26 protein-coding genes are annotated in these 25,417 nt (G+C 58.5%); 22 read left to right on the forward strand and 4 right to left on the reverse strand.

What is annotated here, in order from left to right; genetic code table 11:
* Positions 1-70 precede the first annotated feature (70 nt).
* From VNL17_09990 to VNL17_10095, 22 genes are all read left to right on the forward strand, one after another.
* The gene (locus tag VNL17_09990) at positions 71-793 is read left to right on the forward strand and encodes a DUF1326 domain-containing protein (protein HXI84405.1); all 723 of its coding nucleotides are present in this window, start codon (positions 71-73) and stop codon (positions 791-793) included.
* Positions 786-1,451: a (2Fe-2S)-binding protein gene (locus VNL17_09995; GenBank protein HXI84406.1), complete on the forward strand. Its 666-nt coding sequence runs from the start codon at positions 786-788 to the stop codon at positions 1,449-1,451. The genes VNL17_09990 and VNL17_09995 overlap by 8 nt, the downstream gene beginning before the upstream one ends.
* Positions 1,444-3,531 (forward strand): xanthine dehydrogenase family protein molybdopterin-binding subunit, encoded by a 2,088-nt coding sequence (locus VNL17_10000; GenBank protein ID HXI84407.1) that lies wholly within the window; start codon positions 1,444-1,446, stop codon positions 3,529-3,531. Before VNL17_09995 ends, VNL17_10000 begins: the two co-directional genes overlap by 8 nt.
* Positions 3,528-4,490 (forward strand): FAD binding domain-containing protein, encoded by a 963-nt coding sequence (locus VNL17_10005; GenBank protein ID HXI84408.1) that lies wholly within the window; start codon positions 3,528-3,530, stop codon positions 4,488-4,490. Before VNL17_10000 ends, VNL17_10005 begins: the two co-directional genes overlap by 4 nt.
* A gap of 3 nt (positions 4,491-4,493) precedes the next feature.
* Positions 4,494-4,700 carry a hypothetical protein gene (locus VNL17_10010; GenBank protein HXI84409.1) on the forward strand — a complete coding sequence of 69 codons (207 nt, stop codon included), beginning with the start codon at positions 4,494-4,496 and terminating at the stop codon, positions 4,698-4,700.
* 154 nt (positions 4,701-4,854) lie between these two features.
* The gene (locus VNL17_10015; protein ID HXI84410.1) at positions 4,855-5,844 is read left to right on the forward strand and encodes a MoxR family ATPase; all 990 of its coding nucleotides are present in this window, start codon (positions 4,855-4,857) and stop codon (positions 5,842-5,844) included.
* Positions 5,841-6,725, forward strand: a complete 885-nt coding sequence (locus VNL17_10020) for a DUF58 domain-containing protein (protein ID HXI84411.1) — start codon at positions 5,841-5,843, stop codon at positions 6,723-6,725. Before VNL17_10015 ends, VNL17_10020 begins: the two co-directional genes overlap by 4 nt.
* Entirely contained in the window at positions 6,726-7,232 is a 507-nt protein-coding gene (locus VNL17_10025; protein HXI84412.1) for a DUF4381 family protein, read from the forward strand.
* A complete protein-coding gene (locus tag VNL17_10030) occupies positions 7,229-8,221 on the forward strand; it encodes a VWA domain-containing protein (GenBank protein ID HXI84413.1) in 993 nt (330 codons plus the stop codon). The genes VNL17_10025 and VNL17_10030 overlap by 4 nt, the downstream gene beginning before the upstream one ends.
* Entirely contained in the window at positions 8,221-9,222 is a 1,002-nt protein-coding gene (locus tag VNL17_10035) for a VWA domain-containing protein (GenBank protein ID HXI84414.1), read from the forward strand. Before VNL17_10030 ends, VNL17_10035 begins: the two co-directional genes overlap by 1 nt.
* Positions 9,219-9,977 carry a hypothetical protein gene (locus VNL17_10040; protein HXI84415.1) on the forward strand — a complete coding sequence of 253 codons (759 nt, stop codon included), beginning with the start codon at positions 9,219-9,221 and terminating at the stop codon, positions 9,975-9,977. Before VNL17_10035 ends, VNL17_10040 begins: the two co-directional genes overlap by 4 nt.
* Positions 9,978-9,979: 2 nt before the next feature.
* The gene (locus VNL17_10045; protein ID HXI84416.1) at positions 9,980-11,677 is read left to right on the forward strand and encodes a BatD family protein; all 1,698 of its coding nucleotides are present in this window, start codon (positions 9,980-9,982) and stop codon (positions 11,675-11,677) included.
* Positions 11,652-12,413, forward strand: a complete 762-nt coding sequence (locus VNL17_10050) for a hypothetical protein (protein ID HXI84417.1) — start codon at positions 11,652-11,654, stop codon at positions 12,411-12,413. Before VNL17_10045 ends, VNL17_10050 begins: the two co-directional genes overlap by 26 nt.
* 115 nt (positions 12,414-12,528) lie before the next feature.
* Complete coding sequence (locus tag VNL17_10055; protein HXI84418.1) at positions 12,529-13,800, forward strand: transaldolase family protein; 1,272 nt, start codon at positions 12,529-12,531, stop codon at positions 13,798-13,800.
* Between the two features lie 370 nt (positions 13,801-14,170).
* Positions 14,171-15,370, forward strand: a complete 1,200-nt coding sequence (locus VNL17_10060; GenBank protein ID HXI84419.1) for a phosphoglycerate kinase — start codon at positions 14,171-14,173, stop codon at positions 15,368-15,370.
* Positions 15,371-15,389: 19 nt separating this feature from the next.
* Positions 15,390-16,160 (forward strand): triose-phosphate isomerase, encoded by a 771-nt coding sequence (gene tpiA, locus VNL17_10065; GenBank protein HXI84420.1) that lies wholly within the window; start codon positions 15,390-15,392, stop codon positions 16,158-16,160.
* A gap of 54 nt (positions 16,161-16,214) precedes the next feature.
* Entirely contained in the window at positions 16,215-16,658 is a 444-nt protein-coding gene (gene secG, locus VNL17_10070) for a preprotein translocase subunit SecG (GenBank protein ID HXI84421.1), read from the forward strand.
* Between the two features lie 18 nt (positions 16,659-16,676).
* Positions 16,677-18,446, forward strand: coding sequence for an ABC transporter substrate-binding protein (locus tag VNL17_10075; GenBank protein HXI84422.1), 1,770 nt, complete (start codon positions 16,677-16,679; stop codon positions 18,444-18,446).
* 4 nt (positions 18,447-18,450) lie between these two features.
* A complete protein-coding gene (locus VNL17_10080) occupies positions 18,451-19,407 on the forward strand; it encodes an ABC transporter permease (GenBank protein ID HXI84423.1) in 957 nt (318 codons plus the stop codon).
* Between the two features lies 1 nt (position 19,408).
* Positions 19,409-20,365: an ABC transporter permease gene (locus VNL17_10085; GenBank protein HXI84424.1), complete on the forward strand. Its 957-nt coding sequence runs from the start codon at positions 19,409-19,411 to the stop codon at positions 20,363-20,365.
* Positions 20,362-21,354, forward strand: a complete 993-nt coding sequence (locus VNL17_10090) for an ABC transporter ATP-binding protein (protein HXI84425.1) — start codon at positions 20,362-20,364, stop codon at positions 21,352-21,354. The genes VNL17_10085 and VNL17_10090 overlap by 4 nt, the downstream gene beginning before the upstream one ends.
* On the forward strand, positions 21,351-22,274 hold the full coding sequence (locus VNL17_10095; GenBank protein HXI84426.1) for an ATP-binding cassette domain-containing protein: 924 nt from the start codon (positions 21,351-21,353) through the stop codon (positions 22,272-22,274). Before VNL17_10090 ends, VNL17_10095 begins: the two co-directional genes overlap by 4 nt.
* On the opposite strand, the gene VNL17_10100 is transcribed toward VNL17_10095, so the two are convergent.
* Genes VNL17_10100 through VNL17_10115 form a run of 4 tightly spaced genes read right to left on the reverse strand, consistent with a single transcriptional unit; the run spans position 22,271 to position 25,415 of the window.
* The gene (locus VNL17_10100) at positions 22,271-23,392 is read right to left on the reverse strand and encodes a glycerate kinase (protein ID HXI84427.1); all 1,122 of its coding nucleotides are present in this window, start codon (positions 23,390-23,392) and stop codon (positions 22,271-22,273) included. The two genes, VNL17_10095 and VNL17_10100, sit on opposite strands and share 4 nt — an antisense overlap.
* A 39-nt stretch (positions 23,393-23,431) precedes the next feature.
* The gene (locus VNL17_10105; GenBank protein HXI84428.1) at positions 23,432-24,427 is read right to left on the reverse strand and encodes an N-acetylmuramoyl-L-alanine amidase; all 996 of its coding nucleotides are present in this window, start codon (positions 24,425-24,427) and stop codon (positions 23,432-23,434) included.
* Positions 24,406-24,879 (reverse strand): MerC domain-containing protein, encoded by a 474-nt coding sequence (locus VNL17_10110; protein ID HXI84429.1) that lies wholly within the window; start codon positions 24,877-24,879, stop codon positions 24,406-24,408. The genes VNL17_10105 and VNL17_10110 overlap by 22 nt, the downstream gene beginning before the upstream one ends.
* Positions 24,876-25,415, reverse strand: a complete 540-nt coding sequence (locus VNL17_10115) for a DUF3299 domain-containing protein (GenBank protein HXI84430.1) — start codon at positions 25,413-25,415, stop codon at positions 24,876-24,878. The genes VNL17_10110 and VNL17_10115 overlap by 4 nt, the downstream gene beginning before the upstream one ends.
* Between the last annotated feature and the right edge of the window lie 2 nt (positions 25,416-25,417).

A 25,417-nucleotide genomic window follows, 5' to 3' on the forward strand; every position in this document is an offset into this window, starting at 1 on the left:
CATCACTTGCGCAATTCCCCGTTTTGTGTAAACTATCGGAAGTGGCATCGCAGTCAGGGGATGATGGCGGATGAAAACGTTGGTGGCGAGTATCGCGATTGTTTTTTTTCTGGCGGGCGCTTCTCTTCGCGCCGCAGAGAATCTCCACGGTGATCTTCTCGAACTGCATTCGTGTCAGGTATACATCGGCGGCTGCATAGCCTCGTCGGAGTCTCCGCAAGACGGCAAGTATTTGTTGCGGGTCTGGAATATCTGCGACGGATCGCATGGCGGGATCCCTTTGCGCGGCCTGCAGGTAGCGCTGCTGGAGACCGCCGACGAGAATCTCGCTCTTGGCCAAACGAAGCCAACCGCCGCAATGGCCTACCTGCCGCAATCCGCCACCCCCGCGCAAGCTGCGGCGCTGCTGGATTGGTTGAAGTCCTCCAATCCAGAACTCGCGCGCATGAAATTGCCGACGCGCACCGTCCCGATTCAATTTACCAGCACGCATGGAATGGCCTCGTTTTCCGCCGGCGATTTCCTGCAAATGGCCGTCCAGCCGTTCCAATCTTGCGGCCTTGTCAGTTGCGGCGAATCTCTCTGGTACACCCCCCGCTCCGCCACCACCTCGTACACCGTCGGCGTCACCAGCAAGTCCGTCGTCCACGAGCCGGCGCTCGCCCTGCGGTGGATTGACCACGGCAAGAACAACGTCTTCCAGGGTCGTTTCGGTGAAGGCACAACCGCCTCGGCCACATTTCAACCGCCTGCGTTCGTGTGCGCCGCTGCCGACCATCCCGCGCATGAGTGACGAGTCCCTCAACGAGCCGGGCCGCACCGAGATCAGCCGCCGCTCGTTCCTAAAGGGCCTCGGTACTGTTGTCGTCGCTTCCGCAGCCGTACCAGTGGGCGCGGTGGCCGCGGGGGTTGAGGAAATGGGAAATCTCGGAGTCGAGAAGACCCTCGGCCCAGGCGCGGTCCCGGTCACCCTCAATGTCAACGGCAAGAAGCTTAAACTGAATCTCGAACCACGCGTCACGCTCCTGGACGCGCTCCGCAATCATTCCAACCTGACTGGCACGAAGGAAGTCTGCGACCGCGCCACCTGCGGTGCCTGCACCGTGTTGTTGGACGGAACGCCGGTGTATTCGTGCATGAAACTCGCCGTCGAAGCGCAAGGCCACGCGATTACGACCGTCGAGGGTCTGGCAAGCGACGGCAAACTCACGACCGTGCAAAAGGCGTTCGTCGATGGTGACGCGCTGATGTGCGGCTACTGCACGCCCGGGTTCGTGATGAGCGTAACGGCGCTCCTGAAGAAGAATCCGCATCCCACAGCGGACGAAGTGCGCACCGCCTGTTCGGGTAATCTCTGCCGGTGCGGCACGCAAGCGCGTATGCTCACCGCCACGCTCAAGGCCGCCGGCGTGAAGGTCGCGGACAGAACCGAGGTCATCCGCCATGCTTAGCTGGCCGGCAAAACGGGATGTGATCGGGCAGGGGACACAGCGTGTCGATGCCCCGGCAAAAGTGACCGGCGCAGCCAAGTATAGTTCCGACGTCCAGCCCGAGGGCTGGCTCTATGGCATGATTTATCGGTCGCGCTGGCCCGCCGCGAAGGTGACGGGCATCAACATCGAAAAGGCCAAACAAATTCCGGGCATCAAGGCCGTCGTCGTCGAGCGCGATGGCGAGCGGACCGTCCGCTTCTACGGCGAGGAACTGGCCGCGGTCGCGGGTACCTCAAGGCAGGCGTGTCTCGATGCGTTGCTCGCGATCGAAGTCGAGGCCACGCCGTTGCCGTTCGTAGTGAAGGAAGAGAAAGCACGGAATACGGACTCGCCACGGGTTTGGCCCGATGCGGCCAATCTTTCCGAACCGAATGTCCGGGAGAAGGGGGACGTCGACAAGGCGTTTGCCGGGGCGGCGGCCGTTGTCGAAGGTTTCTTTACCACACCGACCCAGCTTCATCAGCCACTCGAAACCCACGGCAACACGGTTTCTGTGACCTACGACGGCGTGACCTGCTGGGCTTCGACCCAGGGCATCTTTAGCGTCCGCGACGGATTGGCCGACTATCTGGAAGTGCCCCATGAGAGGGTGCGCGTCATCACGGACTACATGGGCGGCGGATTCGGCGCGAAATTTGGCCCGGGCGCGGAGGGTGGTTTGGCGGGACGGCTCTCCAAGGCGGCGGGTGCGCCGGTGAAGATAATGTTAACACGCTTCGATCAGTCCCTCGCTGTCGGCAATCGTCCTTCGTCTTTCCAACAAATCAAACTGGGCGCGGACGCGGACGGCAAGATGGTGGCTTTCGAAATGGATTCTTACGGTACCGCCGGCATCGGGGCTGGCGCGTCCTCGGCGGGCGGCGGCGGTGGGGCAGGTTTCCCCGCGCCTTACATTTATGTCGTCCCCAACATCCGCGTGAAGCAATCTTCCGTCGCAATCAACGCCGGCCAGGCCCGGGCGTTCCGCGCGCCCGGCCATCCCATCGCTTCGTTCGGCATGGAATCGATCGTCGACGAACTCGCGGTCAAGTTGAAGATGGATCCAGTGGAACTGCGCTTGAAGAATGACCCGAGCAAGACCCGCCAACGCGAATATGCCGTCGGCACGGAGCGCTTCGGTTGGAAGGAAAAATACAAGCTGCCGGGCTCCTCGCCGGGTCCGATCAAGGTGGGCGTCGGCTGCGCGGGCGGCACCTGGGGCGGGGGCGGACGGGGCACGCAAGCGGACGTGCAGATCAACTCCGACGGCAGCGTGGAGGTTCGTTGCGGTACCCAGGACCTTGGGACAGGTACGCGCACGCTCGTGGCCGTCGTGGCGGCAGAAGTTTTTGGACTCAAACCCGAACAGGTCACTGCCAAAATCGGCGACACGCAATTCCCGCCATCGGGCGGCAGCGGCGGCAGCAGTAGCGCCGCGTCCGTCTGTCCCGCCATCTTCGACGCCTGCACCAATGCGCTCCAGGATTTGCAGAAGAAGACGGGCGTGGCCGACGCGCGCGGGTCAAATTGGTTGGCTGCCTGCCGGAAACTCGGCGTCAATCCCCTCACGTCGCATGGCCAGTGGCAGGAAGGGCTGTCGTCGAGCGGCGCGGGCGGCGTTCAATTCGCCGAGGTCGAGGTGGACACCGAAACCGGTTTCGTGAAGGTCCGCAAGATCTTGTGCGTGCAGGACTGCGGACTCGTCGTGGACAAACTCACCTGCGAAACGCAGATCAACGGCGGCGTCATCATGGGCTTGGGCTATGCCTTGTACGAAGAACGAGTGATGGACTCCGCCACGGGCGTCGTGTTGAACCCCAATTTCGAGACCTACAAGTTGCCCAATTTCGCGGATGTCCCGGAGATCGAAGTGATCTTGATGGACATGCCCGAGCGCGGCGTGATCGGTATCGGCGAACCTTCCACCATCCCGACCGCTGGTGCCATTGCGAATGCCGTCGCCAACGCGCTGGGCGTTCGCGTCAGCAGTCTGCCGATTACCCCGGCGCGAGTGCTCACCGCGTTGGGCAAGGTCGGGAAGGTTGGGTCGAAAGCATGAAATCTTTCCAATACGCCTCTCCACACACCGTCGATAGCGCCGTCTCGCTGGCCGCTAACCAGGGCCGCTTCCTGGCGGGCGGCATCGACATCCTTGGCGAGATGAAAGACTACATCGCCAGCCCGCGTCTGCTGGTGAACGTCAAGGACCTGCCCGTCACCCGCGAGATTACGCCCGGCAAAGAATCCTGGACGATTGGCACAAACGTCACCATTTCGGAAATCGAGCAACACGCGGAATTGAAACGCGTTTTCCCGGGCTTGCACCAAGCTGCCGCGGAGGTTGGTTCGCCGCAGATTCGCAACGTCGCCACCGTCGGCGGCAATCTGGCACAACACTCACGCTGCTGGTATTACCGCCATCGCGATATCCACTGCCTGAAAAAGGGCGGTGACACTTGTTACGCGCACGATGGGGAGAACAAATACCACAGCCTATTCTCGGGCAATCCGTGCATTAGCCCGGTCGTGTCCAATCTCGCCATCGCGCTGGCCGCGCTCGATGCCAAGGCGATCGTCCGCCGCGGGAGGGAAGAAGTTGCCCTCTCCATCGCCGACCTGTACGCGAAAGCCTGGGATAATCCCGAGGCGCACAATTCCCTGACAGGAACCGACCTGATTCTCCGTGTGCAGATTCCCGACGCGGGTCGTCGGAGCGCGTACCAACAGGTCAGCGAGAAGGCCAGCTTCGATTGGGCCCTGGTCAGTTGCGCCGCCGCCGCGAAAGTCGACGGAGCTAGGTTGAGCAAAGTGCGTGTCGTACTTGGCGCGGTGTCGCCGATTCCCTGGCAGGTCCAGGCAGCTCACGACTTTCTCGAAGGCAAGAAGTTGGACGACGATGTCGCCACGCATGCTTCCGAGATTATCCTGAAGGATGCTGCTCCGCGGGAGCACAACGGCTACAAGGTGCCCATCGCCCAGACGCTGATTCGCCGAACCCTCAAACAACTCGTCGGGTGAACCATGAACACGCCCCTCTGCAAATACCTTCGCACGAAGAAAATGTTCGTCCCCGCACACGAAGCCGAGGCGCTCGCCGAGACGGCGGAAGCCGGCGTCGAGGCGGATGCATTCTACTGGTGTAACTGCACACTCAGTGAGCTCGGCCCCGACGACAAGCCCGCCCACCTCCGCGCCTGCACCCTCGGCCGCCCCTGCTTTAGGGAATAGGCGGCGCGCTGAAGGGCACCCGTTGCCAGTCCGTACGCAACCCATAACCAGCGTTCCCTCAAAGACTTGACCCGTCTGTTAGAATTGAACGTAGTCGCCACAGCTCCTGTCAAAAAATCAGCTTCTGGGCTGTGAACCTCAAGAGGAAGGAATAATGGAACAAGGAATCGGCGCAATTAACGAACAGGTTAAACGCGAAAGCGAATTTATAAGGGTGCTGGTTGGCGAGATCAGCAAGGTCATCGTCGGTCAGAAATATCTCATCGAGCGGTTGTTGATTGGGTTGCTGGCGGACGGGCATGTCCTGCTGGAAGGTGTGCCGGGTCTGGCGAAGACGTTGTCAGTGAAGACGCTCTCGGCGGCGATTCAGACGACGTTTCATCGCATCCAGTTCACCCCTGATCTGCTCCCCGCTGACGTGATTGGCACGCTGATCTACAATCCCAAGGACGGAGAGTTCCGCATCAAGAAGGGTCCGGTATTCGCCAACCTGATTCTCGCCGACGAAATCAATCGCGCACCCGCGAAAGTGCAGAGCGCGTTGCTCGAAGCCATGCAGGAACGCCAGGTCACCATCGGCGACCAGACGTTCAAGCTGCCCGAGCCATTCCTGGTGCTGGCCACACAGAACCCGATTGAACAGGAAGGCACATATCCGTTGCCGGAAGCGCAGGTTGATCGTTTCATGCTCAAGCTGTCGATCGATTACCCAAGCAAACAGGAAGAGCGCGAGATTATGGATCGCATGGCCGAGACGGGTAAACACATCGTCACGCAGGCCGTCGTTACGCCGGAGCAGATTTTACGGGCGCGCAAAGTGGTCGATTCCATCTATATGGACGAGAAAATCAAAAACTACATCGTGGACCTCGTCTTCGCCACGCGTGACCCCAAGGCTTACAATATCGATGTCGGCGGTCTCATCCAATACGGGGCCTCGCCGCGCGCCACGATTTACCTGGCCGTCGCCGCAAAAGCCTACGCCTTCCTGCAGGGCCGCGGCTACGTAACGCCACAGGATGTGAAGACCATCGGCATGGATGTCTTGCGCCATCGCGTAATCGTCAGTTACGAAGCCGAAGCCGAGGAAATGACCAGCGAAAAAGTCATTAAACGTATTTTCGACGAAGTACCTGTACCGTGATCCCCAAGGAAGTCCTCAAAAAAGTTCGCCAGATCGAAATCCGCACGAACCGTGAAGTTACGGACGTGCTCGGCGGGCAGTACCATTCCGTTTTCAAGGGGCACGGGATGGAGTTCGAAGAAGTGCGCGAGTATCTGCCGGGTGACGAAGTCCGGTCCATCGATTGGAACGTCACGGCCCGCTTCGGTCATCCGTACATCAAGAAGTTCAAGGAAGAGCGCGAACTCACCGTCATCCTGATCGTCGATGTCAGCGCTTCGGGCCAATTTGGGAGCGTGCGCCAGACCAAGAACGAATTGGCCGCCGAACTCGCCGCGGTGCTCGCGTTCTCCGCCATTCGCAACAACGACAAGGTCGGCCTCATCATGTTCACCGACCAGATCGAGAAGTATGTGCCCCCGAAAAAAGGCCGGCGTCACGTGCTCCGCGTGATACGGGAAATCCTGGCATTTCAGCCGAAAGGCCGCGGGACAAATCTGAAGGCGGCGCTCGATTACCTCAACCACGTCCAATCACGGCGCGCGGTCACCTTTGTGCTTTCGGATTTCCAAGTGCAGGACGAAGAAACAGTCCGCAAGAAACTGCGCGTCGCCAGCAAGCGTCACGACGTCGTTGCACTCAGCCTGCGTGACCCGCGCGAAGAAGAACTGCCGGCGGTTGGTCTGGTGGAACTTCGTGATGCGGAAACGGACGAGCGGGCCCTCGTGGATACTTTCGACCGAAAGATCCGTGAAGAGTTCGCCTTGAAATCGCGATTGCGGTTGGAAGCACTGCGCCGCATGTTGCGGTCGGCCAGTGTTGACCACGTAGAGATCCGCTGCGAGACGGATTACATGCTGCCCTTGATCAAATTCTTCAAAATGCGCGAACGCCGAATTTAAATGGAAGACATCCATGACATCAAGGGACTCGTTCCGCTGCCGCATAACTGGTGGTGGCTGTTGCTCTTGCTTGTTCCCATTGTGGTAATGGCTCTGGCGTACTGGTTATGGAAGCGAAGGCAGCCAACCAACGCAATTACTGCTCTCCCGCCGCCAACCCCGTACGAGCTGGCCATTCGGGCGCTCAAGCAGTTGCGGGAAGAAAATCCGCCAGTGGAAGAATTTTACACGCGGCTCTCAGACATTGTCCGCCATTACCTCGAAGGGCGGTTTCACTTGCGCGCACCGGAGCGAACGACCGAGGAATTTCTTTACGAGGTTTCTCAAAACAATACCTTGACCCCTGAACACAAAGATTTGCTTGGCGCATTCCTGCGGGAGTCCGACCTCGTGAAATTTGCGCGGCATCATCCCGAACAATCGGACATGAATCGGGTGTTGGAGGCGGCTGAGAAGTTCGTGGACGATACGCAACCGCAGGTCCAGGAGCTGGTCGTGCCGGCATGAAATTCGCGAGTCCATGGTTTTTGTTGCTCTTCCTGGTGTTGCCGTTATGGCTTTGGTGGGAGCAACGTTTGGCGCGACGGGGCGGCTTGAAATTCTCCTCCGTCGCGACGGCCCGGTCGTTGTCGTCTTTTTGGGCAACACTGGGTCCGTCGTTGTTGCTCCTGTTGCGTGGGGCGGCACTACTGTTGGTCATCGCCGCGTTGGGGCGACCGCAATTGGGCCGTAGCGAGAGCAAAATCAGGACTGAAGGCATCGACATTGTTCTTGTCCTGGACATTTCAGGAAGCATGTGGGCAAGAGATTACCAAAAAGGGTTGCAGCCGGAGTCGCGAATCAACGCCGCCAAGGACGTGGTACGTGAATTCATCCGCGCCCGTCCCAATGACCGCATCGGCATGGTCGTGTTCGGCACGCGCGCATATGTAGCCAGCCCGTTGACACTCGACCACGACTGGCTGGAACGCAACCTCGATAGGGTTCGCGTCGGCCTGGTGGAAGGCAACACGGCCATCGGGGCCGGTATCGGCACGGCGGTCAACCGATTGCGCGACACGAAAGCGAAGAGCAAAGTGATCGTCCTTTTGACTGATGGCGGCGAAAACGTGCGCAACCCACCGGCGCTTGAAGCCGCCAAAGCCGCGCGGGAATTCAACGTGCGTATCTATGCTGTGGGTGCAGGCTCCGATTACAAAGGGCCCATACAAGTAGTCGATGACGACGGCAATTTCCGCGGAATGATCCGAGCCGATTTGGACGAGGATTTGCTCAAGCAAATTGCTGCGGCGACCGGCGGACAGTATTTTCGTGCCGCAGACAACGCCTCGCTGCGGAAAACCTACGCGCAGATCGATTCGATGGAAAAACAAAAGGTCGAGACGCTCGCGTATGAGGAATGGCAGGAACTGTTCCCGTGGTTTCTCACGCCGGGACTGGGATGCCTACTGCTGGCTGCAACACTGGAACAGACGCGGCTGCGGAGGTTGCCGTAATGCAATTTGGTAATTCAACTTCGTTCTGGCTGCTGCTCCTGGTGCCGGCGCTGGCAGTGCTTCAGGTTTGGGGATTTCGCGCGCGAAGGCAGGCACTGGCGCGATTTGCGGCGCCGCCGCTGGTCAAACGACTTGCGGATTCCGTTCGACCGGTCGCGCGCCGGTGGAAAGCCATCCTGATCGTCGCCGTGGTCCTGCTGGTGGCGCTGGCGCTGACCCAACCGCGCTGGGGGTTTGAATGGCGCGAGGTGAAACATAGCGGCGTGGACGTTGCGGTACTGCTCGATGTGTCAAAGAGTATGTTGACCGAAGACGTCCGGCCGAATCGGCTGGGGCAGGCGAAATACGCCGTGCAGGACTTGCTCGAGAAACTCCGGGGTGACCGAATTGGTTTGATCGCGTTTGCGGGGACGGCCTTCGTGCAATGTCCGTTGACCGTGGACTACGAGGCATTCCGCCTGACGCTGAAGGACGCCGATCCGCGAATCATCCCGCGTGGCGGCACAGCGATCGGGGTGGCCATTCGCACGGCGCTCAAGGCCTTTGAAGCCGGCGAGGGACGTGACCGTGCGATCGTGCTGATCACGGACGGCGAAGAAACGGAAAGCGACGCGTTGGCGGCCGCAGACGAAGCAGCAAAGGCGGGCGTGAAGATTTACGCCATCGGCGTCGGCACGGCGGAGGGTGAATTGATCCCTGTGCGCGAGGAAGGGAAGCCGATGGAGTTCTTGAAAGACCGCGAGGGCGCGGTGGTTAAGTCGCGGCTTAACGAAGAGATGCTGAAGGAACTCGCACTGAAGACGGGCGGGATTTACGTGCGCAGCGTGCCCGGCGACTTCGGCATCGACACGATCTACGAGAAGGGCATCGCGCAACTGCAACGCAAGGAATATCAGGCGAAGTTGCAAAAACAATACTTCGAGCGGTTCCAATGGCCCCTGGGTTTCGCGTTTGCCTTGCTGGTCGTTGAATCGTTTGTCAGTGACAGGAGGGCAGTATGAGATATTGGTATCTCTTGTTGCTGTTCCCGTCCGTCGCACTGGCGAAGACCGAACCCTGGCCGCGGGTCTATAATGACGGTGTGACGGCCTATCACAGCAACGATTTCGCTCACGCCGCGCAACTATTTGAAAGCGCGACGGCCTCTCCCGATCGTACACTGCAACAACGCGCGCTATACAACCTGGGAAATACCAGTTACCGCCTTGGTGAAACTCAGAAGACGCAGGCGCAACAGCTCTGGCAACGCGCCATCAAGAGTTATGAAAGCGCGCTCGCCCTCGACCCCCAGGACGCCGACGCCAAATTCAATCACGATTTCGTAGAGAAGAAGCTTGAAGAACTGAAGAAGCAACAACAGCAGCAACAGAATCAACAAAACCAGCAGGACAAGAAGCAGGATCAGAAGAAGGACGACCAACAGCAGAAACAGCAAGATTCACAGGGCCAACCCCAGAAGCCTGAGGACAAGCAGTCGGAACAACAAAAACAGCAGCAGGAACAACAGAAACAGGAACAGCAAAAGGCCGAGCAAAAAAAGAAGGAGGAGCAGCAAAAACAAGCAGCGGAACAACAGAAGGAATCTCCGCCGGATCAGCAACCTCAACCACAAAATGGTCAGCCCGAGAATGACGAGAAGCGACAGGCCGCCGCGTTGCTCGACAATTTGCGCGAGGATGAACGCAACTGGAATTTCTTCCCCGAAGTCCAAATGAAGGACTTGAAAGACTCGGGCGAACCGGCCAAGGATTGGTAAGAATGCGATCGTACCTGATCATCGGGTTTCTGCTGGCAGCGACGCGTGTTTTTGCCGATGTGTCCGTCGTTGCGTCGGTGGACAGGAACCGGATTGGCTTCGGTGAATCCGTCACGCTGACTGTTGCCGTGCAGGGCGCGCATAACGGTGAGCCGTCTATCCCAAGGGTGGACGGTTTGACTTTTAACGGTCCCTCCACGTCGACTAGTTTTTCTTTCGTCAATGGGCAAACCAGCCAGTCGATTAGCTACACGTACCAAGTGACGCCGGGAAGAACGGGCGAATTCACTATTCCGGCAATTGGTGTGGACGTCGGCGGGAAGAATTATCTCACCACACCAATCAATCTCATCGTGGAAAAAAGCGGGAACCAAGGAGATCTTGGGCAGACCCTCTTCGGCCGCGTTAAACTATCCTCACAACAAGTTTACATCGGACAAACCGCGCCGTTGGATGTGTTCATTCTCTCACGAACTGATGTTCCTCTGCGAGGCCTCAGCGGTTTCAACTATGAAGCGGATGGTTTGGGCTACAAGTTCCTTCCGAACCTGAAATCCGGTAGCCAGATCATCAACGGTGAGTCAGTCAACGTCCAGATGATTCAAGGAGCCATATCACCGACGACCACCGGTGCAATGAATTTTGGACCCTGTATCGTGAAGGCACAACTGGCCGTCCCGAATCGTGGGGGTAACTCGTTGTTTGATGACGTGTTTGGACGGACGCAGGTGCGTGAAGTGCCGATCACCATCGACCCCGTGCCAATCACGGTTTTGCCCCTGCCAGAAGAAGGCCGGCCGACCGACTTCTCTGGCGCGGTAGGCCGGTGGAACCTCGAAGTGACGGCCAAGCCCACGGAAGTTGCCGTCGGCGACCCGATCACGTTCATAATCAAGATCAGTGGCAGTGGGAACATTGATACTGTCCCGACGCCCAAACTCGGCTCACTGGATGAATTCAAGACCTACGAGCCGACGACGAAGACGACGAAGGACGAGTTGAACACGGCCGGCGAACGCGTCATCCAACAGGTGCTCATCGCCCGCAGCCCGGAGATCAAACAGCTTCCGGAAGTGCGCCTGGTGTACTTCGACCCGGTGGCAAAAGCCTACAAAACCGCGGTACAAGCCCCCATGAAACTTGTGGTGAAGGCCGGTAGTGGTGGCCAAAGCACGATAGTCAGCGGCGGCAACCGATTGCGACCGGATGAAAAACTCGGGCAGGATATCGTGTATCTCAAAGGCGATCTCGGCCCGCTCGCATCCGCCACGCCATTTTGCGCCACCCCGACGTTTTGGGCATTGAACACAATGCCCGTGCTTGCCTTGTTGGGGGGAATCGGTTGGAAGAAACGCACAGACAAGTTCCGAGGCAATATCGCCTACGCCCGACGCGTGCGCGCCGCCAAAGACGCGCGCAAACTTCTCGCCATCGCGGCCAACTACGATGAGGTGCAACACGCCCTGCAGAATTATCTCGGGGACCGCCTGAACATTCCCGCCGCCGGCATCACCGCGTCCATCGTCGAAGAGCAACTTCTGCCGCGCGGTGTGAATGGTGAACTGGCAGCGGACCTGAAGGCGTGCTTTGAGGCTTGCGACACCGCGCGCTTCGCCGGTGGAAGCGGCGGCGCGGTCCTGGCGGCCACACGGGAAAAAGTGGAACGATTGATTGATGAGCTTGAGAAGACACATTTATAAGATTGTCATCCTCGTCTGGTTGCTGGGCTTGTCCGCGGCAATGGGAACGCCAAGTGACGACCTCAAAGCTGCCAACCAGCTTTACGACGCTGGCAAGTTCGCTGAGGCGGCGGCGGCTTACGAGAAGATCGAGCCGAAGACGGCCCACGTGTACTACAACCTGGGTAATGCGTGGTTCCGTCAAAACAAGCTGGGCCTGGCGATCCTCAACTACGCGCAGGCGCGTCGCTTGGCTCCACGTGACCCGGACATACTTGCGAATCTCAAATTCGCCCAGCAACGGCTTGGGGTGGACGATGTGAACACGCCGCCACGGGCGACGGAGAGGCTGCTCCGTTCCGTCATCGAGAGCCGCACCGCCGGCGAGTGGAGCGCCGGTGAATTGATCGGGCTTTGGTTGCTGGCATTGGCGATTGGCGCGTGCGTTTATCTCCCGAAGGCGCGGACCGCATTCCAGGTCATCGCCGTGGCGGGTTCCATCGTGTTGGGAGTTTCGACTTTTGCCCTCAGCTATCAGGTGATCAACGATCACACATCTCCGCAAGCAATCGTTGTAACCGGCGAGACAGAAGCTCGCTTCGCCCCGACACCCGACTCGACAGTTCATTTTCGTCTCGCGGAGGGTACGCGAGTGGCTATCCGCGAAGATCGCGGCCAATGGCTTTTTGTAGAACGCGCCGACAGCCAGCAGGGGTGGGTGAAATCGGAAGCTGTTGGACGAATCACAAACCTCTGATGATTCCCCACCGGTTTTTGTCATCTCCATCCCACAGGCTTGACGCGCGGCCCAATTCCGACGACAAGTACTCAGTTGACGGTTTCACTGGCTTTGGTACCGGAGGAATTTGGTCATGATGAATCTTGATGCGGCAGTGCACGATTTCATTCTCAAGGATTTTACTCACCAACTCGGCAGGTCCGCCGCGAAGCCCAAGGACGATCCCGAGTGGCGCAAACTTCGCGACGCCGGCACCCGGCTGTGGCTCGATACCGGCGACATGGACGAAGCTGCCAAATTGTGGAACTCGTCCTTCGACGCGTTGACGACCAACAACACACTCCTCAACAAGGAAATCCAAAAAGGCATCTACGACGATCTCGTCGCCGAGGCCGCGCGCGTCATCCTCGACGCCGCTCCCAAAATCAGCCCGTCCGATCTAATCCTCGAAATCGTTTTCATCCTTAACTGTCATCACGGCCTGCGTCTCGTCGATAAATTCAACGCCTTCGTTAGCGTGGAACTGCACACCGACCTCTCCAACGACGTCGAACGCACCGTCGCCTACGGCAAACGCTACTTCGCGGTCTATCCCGAAAAATTCTACGTCAAAGTCCCGCTCACGCCCGCGGGCTATCTCGGCGCGCGCCGACTCGTCCAGGCGGGCATCCCGATCAATTTCACCCTGGGCTTTTCCGCGCGCCACAATTACGTCGCCGCCTTGCTGACCAAGCCCACTTTCGTGAACGTCTTCCTCGGCCGCCTCAATTCCGTCGTCGCCGACAGCAAACTCGGCGACGGCCACAACGTCGGCGAGAAAGCCACGCTCGCGACCCAGCGCGAATTACTCCAGCTCCGCAAAGCCGGCAAAACGAAAACCAACTTGATCGCCGCCAGTATCCGTTCCGGCGACCAAATCGGTGCCCTCGCCGGCGTCGATGTCTTCACCATGCCGCCGAAAGCCGCCGCCGAGTACCGCGCCAAGCCGCTCGCGCAGGTCACTTCGCAGGTCGCGAAAGATCCCCAGGTCCCGCTCGCCAGCGGCGTGACGCTCGAGCAATTCGCCGGTGAAACTCTCTGGACCGTGCCGCCGCCATTTCAGGCTGTCGTCGAAGACCTCCTCCACAAGAATCTCGATACGCTCACACCCGACGATCTGCAGACACACTTCGAGAAGGCCGGGTTGGGTGGTTTCCTGCCGCGTTGGTCCGCCGCTGACATACAGACCGCAGCGAAAGACGGGAAAATTCCCGTCTACGCAACCTGGAAGGATCGCCTTGCGTCCGGCAGAGTCGGGTTGGACGCGTTGATGAATCTCAGCGCGCTCTACTCCTTTGCAACCGATCAGAAGGCCCTCGATGACCGCATTCGTTCGCTGCTGAAGACTGCGAAGATTCTGAGTTAGGGAGCAGGCTTTGGCGCGGCAGGGGCGGGAGAATTTGTGCCATTGTTCGGTGGTGCGGCGTAGCCAGAGGATCCCAACAAGGAACGTTTGCTGCTGTAGTGGCTCGCCGGCGACGCAGTTCCACACCCGCTCATTAGCAGCCCCAAAAGCCCGAGCAACCCAAGCAGGCCCATTTGCTTGACGGCCCTTTCACAATTCAACATGCCTCATTTCCTATCACCAATCAGGTGTGTCAACAAGTCGGGACTGATTCGCCAGAGGGTCGGCCGAAAGCCACCACGCAGCTGCCGCCTTTTGGGTTTGACTCGGCGGCTTGATTCGATACCCTGCTCAGACCTCGTTTGTGGTGTTTCTGTGGAGATTCGGAATTATGGCGAAGCTTTCCATTAATGATTTGAAGGATTTTCGTAACCAGCGGGCGCTGGTCCGTGTGGATTACAACGTCCCGCTCGACGAGAACGGTGGCATTACCGACGACAAACGCATCAAGGCAACCGTGCCGACGATTGACCATCTCGTTAAGGGCGGCGCAAAAGTCATTCTCTGTTCCCATCTCGGCCGTCCCAAGGGGAAACGCGATCCCAAGCAGAGCCTGCGGCCCGTCGCGCAACGCCTCGCCGAAATCCTCGGCCGTCCCGTCGCCTTCGTCGACGACTCTATCGGCGATAAAGTGGACAAAACCATCGGCATCATGCAGCCCGGCGATGTCGTTCTCCTGGAAAACCTGCGTTTTTACGCCGAGGAGGAAAAGAACGACGCGGCTTTCGCCGAGAAACTCGCGAAGAATGCTGATTTGTATGTGAACGACGCCTTCGGCTCCGCCCACCGCGCCCATGCCTCAACGGCAGGCGTCGCCCAGATCATCAATAAACGTGGGGGTAACTGCGTAGCCGGTTTCCTCATGGAAAAGGAATTGAAATACCTTGGAGGGGCACTTAGTTCCCCTGCAAGGCCGTTCGTTTGCATCCTCGGTGGGGCCAAGGTTTCGGACAAGATCGCCGTCATCGAGAATCTGCTGACGCAGGCTGATGCGATACTTATCGGCGGCGCGATGGCATATACGTTCTTGAAGACACAAGGATTCGGGGTGGGGAATTCCCTCGTGGAGAATGACAAACTCGACCTGGCAAGGTCGCTCCTGGAGAAAGCCAAAGGGGAAAAGTTTCTACTGCCGAGCGACCACGTGCAGGCCACCAAGCCGACCGCTGGCGCTACGACGCGGATCACCGACGGGCCGAGTATTGAAGACGGCTGGTGCGGCGTGGATATCGGGCCCGATACCATCAAGCGCTACGTCAGGGAAATCAATTCGGCCAAGACCATCGTCTGGAACGGCCCGATGGGCATTTTTGAGATTCCCGAGTATTCAAACGGCACGTTTGAGGTTGCCCGGGCCGTAGCCGGGAACAAGGATGCGGTTTCGATTATCGGCGGCGGCGATAGCGCAAAGGCCGCGAAGAAGGCTGGCGTGGACAAGCAGGTTACATTTGTCAGCACCGGCGGCGGGGCATCGCTTGAGTTTTTGGAAGGAAAAGAACTACCCGGCGTGGCCGCACTTAGCGACAAGTAATTATCAGTTTTGCTAACCAATGAATTCAAATCGAAAACCCATTATCGCGGGCAACTGGAAGATGTACAAGACAGCGGCGGAAGCCCTTGCTTTGGTTAGCGCACTCAAAGGCGAACTCGTCGGCGTAAGGGAATCGGATGTGGAGATTGTCGTATGTCCGCCGTTCACGGCGCTTTACGCGGTGAGCACATTGCTGCAGGGCTCAATCATCCAGTTTGGCGCTCAAAACGTGCACTGGGAGAAGGAAGGCGCGTTCACGGGCGAAATTGCCGCTCCAATGCTCAAGGAGTTGGCCGTCCGTTATGCCATCGTCGGTCACAGCGAGCGGCGCCAGTTCTTCGGCGAAACGAATGAAGGGGTCAATAAGCGCGCCAAGGCCGCACTGGCCAGCGGCATTCGCCCTATCATCTGTGTCGGCGAAATGCTCGCACAGCGCGAAGCAGGGCAGATGGAAGCGGTTGTGCGCGACCATGTAACGAGCAGTCTTGCAGGTTTTACCAAAGATGCTATGCTCGACACCGTAATCGCGTATGAGCCTGTCTGGGCGATTGGCACGGGGAAAACGGCCACGCCGGCGCAGGCGCAGGAAGTACACGCGTTCATCCGCGAACTGCTCGCGGCAATGTTCGACTCGTCGACGGCCGACAAGGTGCGCATTCAGTATGGTGGCAGCGTAAAAGCGGCTAACGCGAAGGAATTGCTGGGTCAGGCCGACATCGACGGCGCACTGGTTGGCGGCGCAAGTCTGGAAGCAACAGGGTTCGCAGACATCATTAAGGCGGCATTATAGTGGATGGGATTGGTGCGTGCGGTTTGAATCCGCCTGCAAACGAAAGAAAAAATCATGAATATTCTGATTGGAATTCTAACGGTGGTGCATGTGCTGGTGGCATTGTTTGTCATCATACTGGTGCTGATGCAGAAGTCGTCTGAGCAGGGCGTCGGCGCGGCATTTGGCGGCGGCGTGACCGAAACCGTCTTCGGCGCGGGCACAACCACTGCGCTGGTGCGCATGACGATTTATTGCGCGTGCGCCCTCCTGGCAACGACCTTGATCCTCGCCGTGTTGCATTCACACCGCGGAAAGGGAGGCGGCTCGCTGATGCAGCGCTCACTGATGACGACACCGATGGCGCCCGCGCCACAGTCGCCGTTCCCGCTTTCATCACAGCCATCCGCACCAGCCTCAACCGAAACAGTCCCGGCCACGCCTGCAACCGCGACACAGGCCCCGGCTACGGAACCACAGCCGGCCGCGACCCCCGCTACCCCAGAAAAGAAACCGTAAGTTTCTTAACGCTTCACGATGCGCCCGCCCTCGGCGACTTCACGGTTACTAACAACAGTTGTTGTCGCCGTGATGTTGGTCGGGTTCTTTGCGCGGGCTGCTCAGCTTCGCAATGACGTACTGTATTCTGTCGGGGCGGATTTCAAGGGGTTTGATCCCGCGGATTCCGGTGACGTGATTTCCGCGGCCATGGTCAGTCGCGTGTATGAGGGGCTGTTGGAGTACGCCTATCTCGACCGGCCATACCGTGCGGAGCCGCGCCTGGCTGAGGCCATGCCGGAAGTTTCCGCAGACGGGCTCACGTATACATTCCACATCAAGAAGGGTGTCCACTTCAGTGACGATCCCTGCTTCCCGGGCCGCAAGGGACGGGAAGTAACAGCCGTCGACTTCGTGTACTCGTTTACCCGTGTGCTTGATCCGAAGGTGGAATCGACCGGCGATTGGATTTTTGTCAATCACGTGGCCGGCGCGAAAGAGTGGGTCGCGAAAGGCGATCCAACAGCAAAGATACCTGGCTTTGTCGCGGCGGACCGGTACACGTTACAGATCAAATTGCGGCAGCCATATCCGCAATTGATCTGGGTGTTGACGATGCCCTACGCGTTCGTGATTCCGCATGAAGCGGTCGAACATTACGGCAGAGAATTCCGGAGCCATCCGGTCGGCACGGGCCCGTACGTACTGAAGGATTGGCGGTTCAATTATCGCGTTGAGTTCGTCCGCAACCCATCGTTCAACGGCCAGTCGTACCCGACCACTGGCGAACCCGCCGACCGCGAAGCGGGATTGCTCGAGGATGCCGGCAAGCCATTACCCCTGACGGATCGAGTGGTCGATTATGAAATCCAGGAGTTTTACACAATCTGGCAGATGTTTCTTGGTGGGCAGATCGCCTCGACCGGCATCAGCAAGGATTACTTCGAGAAGGTCATCAACCCCCAGCTCGAATTGTCTGACGCGTTGAAGAAACGCGGCGTACGTCTCTACAAAACGCCGGAGATGTCCTTGTGGTATATCGCATTTAACATGAAGGACCCGCTCATTGGCGCGTCACCCGACCCGGTTATCAACGAAAAGCATAAAAAGATTCGTCAGGCGTTCGCGCTGGCCATTGACGTGGATCAATACTGCACGGTCATTCACAACAATCGAGAAACCCCGGCGAATACCATCTTACCGGCCGGACTCGCTGGCCATACAGAAACTCCGTATCCCTATCGGTTCAATCGTGCCCGCGCAAAGCAATTACTCGCCGAAGCAGGATATCCCGATGGACGTGACGCCAACGGAAACCCCTTGCGCCTGACGATGATCAGCTCCGGTGCGGGCAGTACGGAGGCGCGGCAGCAGGGAGAGTTCTTAGTGGAGCAATTGCACGCCATCGGCATAGAACTCCTCTCGCAGCAGTTGAGCTTTGCCGAGTACCTGCGCCGCGAGCATGACGGCGAGATGCAGGTCATTTATGCCGGTTGGATCGCTGACTATCCCGACGGCCAGAATTTTCTCCAATTGTTGTACGGCCCGAACAAAACTCCCGGCGTGAACTTCTGCGATTATCAAAATGACGAATTTGACCGGCTTTACGAAAAGGTTCTGACGATGCAAGACTCGCCCGAACGGTCCGCGCTCTATGAAAAAATGTCGAATATTGCCATCGCAGACTGCCCGTGGGCATTGATGACGTATTCGCTGGCGTATGGGTTGTTCCAACCGTGGTTCCAAAACTACAAGCCGCACGCCTTCCCGTATCCAAACGCAAAGTTCTACAAGGTACTGCCACACTGACACCATGGCTGCCTACATCTTTCGCCGCCTGATTTCCGTGGTGCCGATTTCATTGGGCGTGCTTTTTGTGACGTTTCTATTGTTTCGCGTCATCGGCGGCAATCCGGCGTATCGAATCGCGGGCAAAAACGCGACACCCGCAAAAATCGCGCAGATTACCCATGACCGCGGTTATGACCAGCCGTATTTTCTAAACTTCAAAGATTTCCCCCGGCAACTGTTCCACGCACAATTTCCCCGTCTTGTCCGCAGTATTTTGCGGGGCGACTTCGGCGAGTCGATTACCAATAAGATGCGCGTCAGCGAGTTGCTGCGCGCGGGGATCCTCCCATCGCTGTGCGTAACAACACCGCTATTCATAGTGGATTTATGCCTGGCGGTGGGACTGGCACTGTTGGCGGCCTATTTTCGCGGAACGTGGATCGACCGCTCGCTGGTGGTCGGAGCGGTTATGGCGATGAGCATCAGCGAGATTGTGTATATCATGATCGCGCAGTATTGGCTGGCCAGCGAATGGCGGGTTTTTCCCGTCTGGGGCTTCGAAGGACCGCAATATCTGGTGCTGCCGGTGCTTATCGGGGTTGTCGCCGGCGTGGGCGGTGGCGTGCGGTTCTACCGGACGGTCATGCTCGACGAAATCTACCAGGATTACGTCCGTACCGCGCGCGCGAAGGGCGTATCGCCTCCACGGGTCTTGTTCCATCACGTGTTGCGCAACGCGCTAATCCCAATTCTGACCAATGTGATCGTTGCACTCCCGTTCCTGTATACCGGCGCGCTGTTGCTCGAAAGCTTCTTCGGAATCCCCGGCCTGGGTCGATTACTCGTCACTTCCATCTCCAATGGTGATGAAGACATCATTTTTGCCGAGACATTCATTGGGGCCGTACTGTTCGTCCTGGCCAATACGGTCACGGACATCGCGTATACATGGGCAGATCCTCGTATCCGATTGAAATAACATGAACACCCGAGCCAACAGACCAGAAAGCTTGTGGATGATCGCGTGGCAGCAATTGCGCCGCAACCGACTCGCAATGGCCTGCCTTGCCATCCTGATCGTGTACACCGGTGTCTGGCTGTACGCCGAAGGCACGTTCTGGTTCGCCCGGTTGCGCGACGTGACGCCGGCCTACCGGGTTTCCAACTATGCGATCCGGAACCAGCCGCCGAGTACGGCTCATTGGTTGGGCACCAATTATGCCGGTCGCGACAACTTTGTGCAGGTCGTGCAAGGCACGCGCATCGCGTTCGAGATTGCGGTCCTCACGTCGGTCATTGTCATCCCTCTCGGCTTTTTCCTTGGTGCGTTGGCGGGTTATTTCGGGAGGACCATCGACACCGCGATCGTCTATTTGTTCAGCGTGGTCGGCAGCGTACCGGATATCCTCCTCATCACGGCAATCTCGTACGTGGTGCGCGGCGTTGTGGAGCGCAGCCCTTCCATGCAAACCGTCACGCGGTATATCGACAGCGGACTACTCGCCGTATGTGTTGGCCTGGGCTTTACTGGCTGGGTCGGTCTGTGCCGAATTATCCGCGCTGAATACCTCAAACACCGCGAACGCCAGTACGTTCTCGCCGCGCGATCACTGGGCGCGAGCAACATGGCCATCATGTTCCGCCATATCGCGCCGAATGTTTCACATTTGATCATCATCAATTTCTCCCTGCGTTTTCCGGGGTTGATCCTGACGGAAGCCGTGCTGAGCTACCTCGGCGTCGGCATTGCCAATGAGCCAAGCTGGGGCGCGATCATCAATGACGCCAAGCAACGCCTGTGGCTCGGCAATTGGTGGGAACTGGCTGGTGCGACGGCGGCGATGTTCTTTCTCGTCCTGGCCTTGAACCTGTTTGGCGACGCCCTGCGCGACGCGCTTGACCCGAAACTCCGAACCGCAGAAGCTGGTGCTGCATGAGCGCGATACTGGACGTCCAGAATTTGCAGATCAGCTTCTTCACCGACGAAGGTGAAGTTCACGCTGTCGATGGGGTGAGCTTCACGATCAAGCGTGGCGAGACACTCGCGTTGGTCGGCGAGAGCGGCTGCGGCAAGAGCGTCACGGCGCTTTCGTTGGCTAAGCTCGTGGCCACGCCGCCGGGTGTTTATAAGGGCGGGGAAATCCTCTTCGAAGGCGAGGACGTCCTGAAGATGGACAAGGAGCGGTTGCGCTCGATTCGCGGCGCGAAGATTTCCTACGTTTTCCAGGAACCAGCAACATCGTTGAATCCCGTTTTTCGCATCGGCTATCAAATCAAGGAAGTGCTCCAGTTGCATCGCCGGAAGGATGCGACCGACGCGGAAGTCGCCCGCCTCCTCAAACTCGTCAACATCTCCGACCCCGAGCGGCGCATGCGGGATTATCCGCACCAACTCAGCGGCGGCATGCAACAACGCGTGATGATCGCGATGGCGCTCGCCTGCAATCCCGCGTTACTGGTCGCCGACGAACCAACCACGGCGCTGGATGTCACCATCCAGGCGCAGATTCTTGACCTGTTGAAAGATCTTAAGAAGAAGATTGGCATGAGCATCCTGCTGATCACGCACAACCTCGGCATCGTTGGCGACCTCGCCGACAACGTCGCCGTCATGTATGCGGGTCGCATCGTCGAGCAAGCGCCGGCGGCCACGCTCCTGCAAAAACCGCTGCATCCATACACGGTAGCGTTGATGCGCTCGATACCTCAACTCGGTGCGCATAGGGATCGGCTCCATTCGATTCCCGGCTCCGTGCCGGACGCCACACGGCTGCCGGCGGGCTGCAAGTTCCAAGCGCGTTGTGACCGCGCGCAAGATGACTGCACGCGCGACCCCGAGCCGCAACTCGTCGAAGCCGATGGCAGCGCGCGCCGCGTACGCTGTCCCTACTGGGATAAACCGGAGTTGAAGAGGACAATTCGATGAGCCTTGTCGAAATCAAAGGTCTCAAAACACATTTCCCCATCCGCGCAGGGGTCTTGCAGCGACCCATTGGCTGGGTGCGCGCTGTCGACGGCGTCAGCTTCGCGATCAACGAGGGTGAGACGGTGGGGCTAGTCGGGGAAAGTGGTTGCGGTAAAACCACGCTTGGAAGAACGATTCTACGATTGATCGAACCCACAGCGGGCGAGATTTGGTTCGATGGAAGTGACATTACCAAACTCAACGGCGCCGACACGAAGCCTTTCCGTCGCAAAGCGCAGATGATTTTCCAGGACCCATACGGTTCACTCAATCCGCGTATGACCGTCGGAACCATTATTGCCGAGCCGCTGCGCATTCACAAACTGTGTACCAATAAAAAGGCCGAGCGCGAACGCGTGGCAGAGTTGTTGCGCGCAGTGGGACTTTCTCCGGAGCATGCCAGGCGCTACCCGCACGAATTCAGCGGCGGCCAGCGGCAACGCATCGGCATCGCGCGTGCACTCGCCGTGGAACCAAAATTCATCGTATGTGATGAACCGGTCAGCGCGCTGGACGTCAGTGTGCAGGCACAGATTATCAACCTGCTCCAGGAACTTCAGGAAAAGCTCAAGCTCACCTACCTGTTCATCGCCCACGATCTGGCAGTGGTCGAACACATTAGTGATCGCGTTCTCGTCATGTACTACGGCAAACTCGTGGAGGAAGCCAGCGCTGACGAGATTTATACTCACCCCGTCCATCCCTACACGCAGGCCCTGCTATCGGCTGTCCCGACAGTCGACCCATCAAGAAGACACCAGCGGATCATCTGGCCACCCGAAGGCACGACACCAGAACAAGCCCGCGCTTTGCTTCAGGAGAAAAAACTCGATCGACGCGAAGTGCGACCGAATCACTGGGTGTTGCAGGAAGTTTCTTAATCCACGATTCGCGCGGCCAATTCTCGTGCCGCCGAAGCGAGAAGTTCTTCGGCTCTCTCCAGCGCCTCATCCAGTTCCATTCCCCGTTTCATCGTCGACAGAGCCACCTCGATTCCCTCGCGCTGGTAAATCTCCTCGAGAACATGCACGCTGCCAGCCAGCACTCCAACCTTCGCTCCATGTTTCGCCGCTAGTTTGGCGACACCGGACACGACTTTGCCGCGTAATGATTGGCCATCGAATCGACCTTCACCTGTAATAACCCAATCAGCGTCGGCAAGTTCCACGTCCATTCCATTCGCGTGAATGACTGTCTCGACGCCCTGCGTGAGACGCGCGTCCATAAATGCCAATGCGCCCCCGGCCAGCCCACCGGCCGCACCCGCGCCGGGGATGGTTACGATGTCTTTGCCCAGTTGTTCCTGCGCCACTCTCCCCAAGTGTTGCAACCCGGCGTCGAGTCGCTCGACCATTGCCGGTGTCGCGCCTTTTTGTGGACCAAACACGCGAGCGGCGCCGTGCTCGCCGCAGAGTGGATTGTCCACGTCGCAGAGAACTTCCACTACCGGAACCAGCAATTTACTCGGACGTTCGATCCGCGCAATCCGTTCCAACTCACCGCCACCGAAGCCGACAGATGTCCCCTGCGCATCCAGGAATCGCCAGCCAAATGCCATCGCTGCACCCACTCCGCCATCCACGGTGGCGCTGCCGCCAACTGCCAGCCAGATATGTTTCGCGCCGCGTTCAGTCGCGGCACGAATCAACTCGCCGGTTCCGTAGGTGGTTGTGACCAAAGGGTTGTGTTGCTCGGACTTTAGGAGGATCAAGCCACTTGCGTTTGCCATCGCAATGACGGCCATCGCTTCCTTTGGCAACCAGGCATACCGGGCAGTACAAGACATCCTGGGAAGTGGTCCCATGACTGGCAGGGAGATCCATTCACCCCCGAGTGTTGCCAGGAGAACTTCGTCCGTCCCGTCTCCGCCATCGGCCATCGGTTTCGTTACGACGTGCCATTCGGGCCGCACGGAGAGCAACGCATCGCGCACAATGTCACAGGCGCGGGGCGCGGTAAGGCTGCCTTTGAACTTGTCGAGCGCCACGATGATCTTCACGGCGCGATTATAGGACGGGAATGCTTACTGCGAAACCAGTTAATCAGCGCGGTGAGAAGACGTTTCCAGACCACGCTTGTAAGCCAGGATTCCCTTGGCGATGGCTTCTGCAAGGCGACTACGGTACTCGGGATTCATCACCTGTTGTTCATCGATCTGGTTCGTCAAAAAACCGCCCTCAATCAGGATCGCGGGACAATTGGCATCTCGCAACACCTCAAACCGCGCCCGCCGCACCCCACGGTCGGCCGCGCCGGTGGCGCTGAGCGCTGCGGCGTGCACACAATGCGCGAGCCAAACATTCCGTTCATCCCAACGATTGCCGGTTTGCGCGTCGTTGCGGCGACGCGCGTTGGCATCGTCCGTGGAGGCGCTACCGGCGGGCGTGAGGCAATACGTTTCGATCCCGTTCGCTGTCGGGCCACCAGAATTGAAGTGGATACTCACAAAAACATCACCACCGTGTGCCAGGCAAAAGGCTGGACGCCCCTCCAACGGCGTAGTGCTGTCCGTCTCCCGCGTCAACAGCACCCGCACGCCGGCATCGGCCAGGCGGCTGGCGACGTGACGGGCAACATCCAGCGTCCATTCCTTTTCCACATGCCCGCTCAAACCACGTGCACCGGTGTCCGCGCCGCCGTGACCAGGATCCAGGATGATCGTGCGTATCGACGTTTTCGTGGCTAAGGACGGCGGACGGAGAACGGGAGCGATGGTCTTACTTACATCGTCGGCGCGAATCCAAAGAGCCCCTCGTTGCGCGAGAACCGGTGCGCTTAGCCAATGGATGATCCCATTCAGATGAATATCGCGATGGTCCGCTTCGACCGCGAGTTCGGCGCTGCCGGTTCGGTAGTCGGCGCGGCTCACATTCTGGCTGCGGTCGTGCCCCAATTCATAGACCGATGCCAATTGACGGATGGCGACATATTGGCCACCAGACAGGCGATGTTGGGGAACAACTTGTGAGTCCGTGGAGGATCCGAGAGCGGCGCAGGCGAAGACCGAGACAATCAGTGCGTGTGGCCGGTGCATTGGCAGAGCCGTCGGTCTTTCCACAGGGCATAGGCCATGAGCAACGGCCCGGCAATGACCAGTGTCTGCGCGACAAATGGGCCAAGTTGAAACGCAGCAAACCGGCCGGTGGCATTCATGACCAAACCGGCCAACACCAGACAGAGAGGCATGGCATCCCGATGATGCCGCAAGCTCAGCAGGCAACCGCCCAGGCCAAATACCGCCGCCACACCCAGCACGAGCGCATCCATGATTCGACTCCAATGGATCCACGACAATACGGGAAAGAAAATCAGCACGATAGGCATGACCATGCAATGTACGGCACAGGTCGCTGACAACCAGATTCCCAGGCGATCCAGTTTCGCATGAGTGTGGGGCCGTGGCGAATCAGGGGAAGCAACCGGCTTCAGGGAAATGCGCTCACTTCCCATGTGCGGTTTGTAGACGGTTGGAGTTTCCGCGTTCATCGGGCGTCGATTTTTTCCGCGGTAAGTACGTAGAGACTGACCAGATAACCGTCCTGTTTGGTCTCCCCCACATTGAATTGTCCGCGAATCCGGATGACGTCGTCGTAGAATTTCGTGGTCTGACCCGGGGGCATCTTCACTACGACGATGTGATTCACGGCGGGCGGCTGACCGTAGCAGCAGCCCCACAGCGAGGGCACAAGGAGGAATTGCGTGATGTTCTTGACCTCGGTCAATGGCATCATGAAGCCGACCATCTCCACGTCCTTCTTGTCCAGTGCCTTAATAAAAGCCGGAATCGGCGTCTTGCCTTCCACGTACGTCCAGCTTTTCAACGTGTCAAACTCCAGCTTTTTATACCGTGGGTCAGTGTCCGCGGCAGCCGGCGCACCGTTCGCCACCTCCAGCTTCGCTTGCTTCCTCTGCAGAAGCTGTTGTTGAACCATGCTGGCCAGCCCCGGCAACAGCAGCAAACCGATCACCGCTGCCCCCATGCCGAAGGACTTCATCTGTTGTTTCTTAATTCCAATGCCCATGG

It is taken from the genome of Verrucomicrobiia bacterium (assembly GCA_035577545.1).
Classification (GTDB): Bacteria; Verrucomicrobiota; Verrucomicrobiia; order Palsa-1439; family Palsa-1439; genus Palsa-1439.

What these genes read in the sequence shown, in the direction of transcription:
- VNL17_09990 (HXI84405.1), top strand. Translation starts at nt 71, where the DNA reads ATGAAAACGTTGGTGGCGAGTATCGCGATTGTTTTTTTTCTGGCGGGC.
- VNL17_10045 (HXI84416.1), top strand. Translation starts at nt 9,980, where the DNA reads ATGCGATCGTACCTGATCATCGGGTTTCTGCTGGCAGCGACGCGTGTT.
- VNL17_10050 (HXI84417.1), top strand. Translation starts at nt 11,652, where the DNA reads ATGAGCTTGAGAAGACACATTTATAAGATTGTCATCCTCGTCTGGTTG.
- VNL17_10010 (HXI84409.1), top strand. Translation starts at nt 4,494, where the DNA reads ATGAACACGCCCCTCTGCAAATACCTTCGCACGAAGAAAATGTTCGTC.
- VNL17_10060 (HXI84419.1), top strand. Translation starts at nt 14,171, where the DNA reads ATGGCGAAGCTTTCCATTAATGATTTGAAGGATTTTCGTAACCAGCGG.
- VNL17_10000 (HXI84407.1), top strand. Translation starts at nt 1,444, where the DNA reads ATGCTTAGCTGGCCGGCAAAACGGGATGTGATCGGGCAGGGGACACAG.
- VNL17_10030 (HXI84413.1), top strand. Translation starts at nt 7,229, where the DNA reads ATGAAATTCGCGAGTCCATGGTTTTTGTTGCTCTTCCTGGTGTTGCCG.
- VNL17_10090 (HXI84425.1), top strand. Translation starts at nt 20,362, where the DNA reads ATGAGCGCGATACTGGACGTCCAGAATTTGCAGATCAGCTTCTTCACC.
- tpiA (HXI84420.1), top strand. Translation starts at nt 15,390, where the DNA reads ATGAATTCAAATCGAAAACCCATTATCGCGGGCAACTGGAAGATGTAC.
- VNL17_10080 (HXI84423.1), top strand. Translation starts at nt 18,451, where the DNA reads ATGGCTGCCTACATCTTTCGCCGCCTGATTTCCGTGGTGCCGATTTCA.
- VNL17_10115 (HXI84430.1), bottom strand. Translation starts at nt 25,415, where the DNA reads ATGGGCATTGGAATTAAGAAACAACAGATGAAGTCCTTCGGCATGGGG.
- VNL17_10075 (HXI84422.1), top strand. Translation starts at nt 16,677, where the DNA reads ATGCGCCCGCCCTCGGCGACTTCACGGTTACTAACAACAGTTGTTGTC.
- VNL17_10040 (HXI84415.1), top strand. Translation starts at nt 9,219, where the DNA reads ATGAGATATTGGTATCTCTTGTTGCTGTTCCCGTCCGTCGCACTGGCG.
- VNL17_10055 (HXI84418.1), top strand. Translation starts at nt 12,529, where the DNA reads ATGATGAATCTTGATGCGGCAGTGCACGATTTCATTCTCAAGGATTTT.
- VNL17_10095 (HXI84426.1), top strand. Translation starts at nt 21,351, where the DNA reads ATGAGCCTTGTCGAAATCAAAGGTCTCAAAACACATTTCCCCATCCGC.
- VNL17_09995 (HXI84406.1), top strand. Translation starts at nt 786, where the DNA reads ATGAGTGACGAGTCCCTCAACGAGCCGGGCCGCACCGAGATCAGCCGC.
- VNL17_10005 (HXI84408.1), top strand. Translation starts at nt 3,528, where the DNA reads ATGAAATCTTTCCAATACGCCTCTCCACACACCGTCGATAGCGCCGTC.
- secG (HXI84421.1), top strand. Translation starts at nt 16,215, where the DNA reads ATGAATATTCTGATTGGAATTCTAACGGTGGTGCATGTGCTGGTGGCA.
- VNL17_10015 (HXI84410.1), top strand. Translation starts at nt 4,855, where the DNA reads ATGGAACAAGGAATCGGCGCAATTAACGAACAGGTTAAACGCGAAAGC.
- VNL17_10105 (HXI84428.1), bottom strand. Translation starts at nt 24,427, where the DNA reads ATGCACCGGCCACACGCACTGATTGTCTCGGTCTTCGCCTGCGCCGCT.
- VNL17_10035 (HXI84414.1), top strand. Translation starts at nt 8,221, where the DNA reads ATGCAATTTGGTAATTCAACTTCGTTCTGGCTGCTGCTCCTGGTGCCG.
- VNL17_10110 (HXI84429.1), bottom strand. Translation starts at nt 24,879, where the DNA reads ATGAACGCGGAAACTCCAACCGTCTACAAACCGCACATGGGAAGTGAG.
- VNL17_10085 (HXI84424.1), top strand. Translation starts at nt 19,409, where the DNA reads ATGAACACCCGAGCCAACAGACCAGAAAGCTTGTGGATGATCGCGTGG.
- VNL17_10025 (HXI84412.1), top strand. Translation starts at nt 6,726, where the DNA reads ATGGAAGACATCCATGACATCAAGGGACTCGTTCCGCTGCCGCATAAC.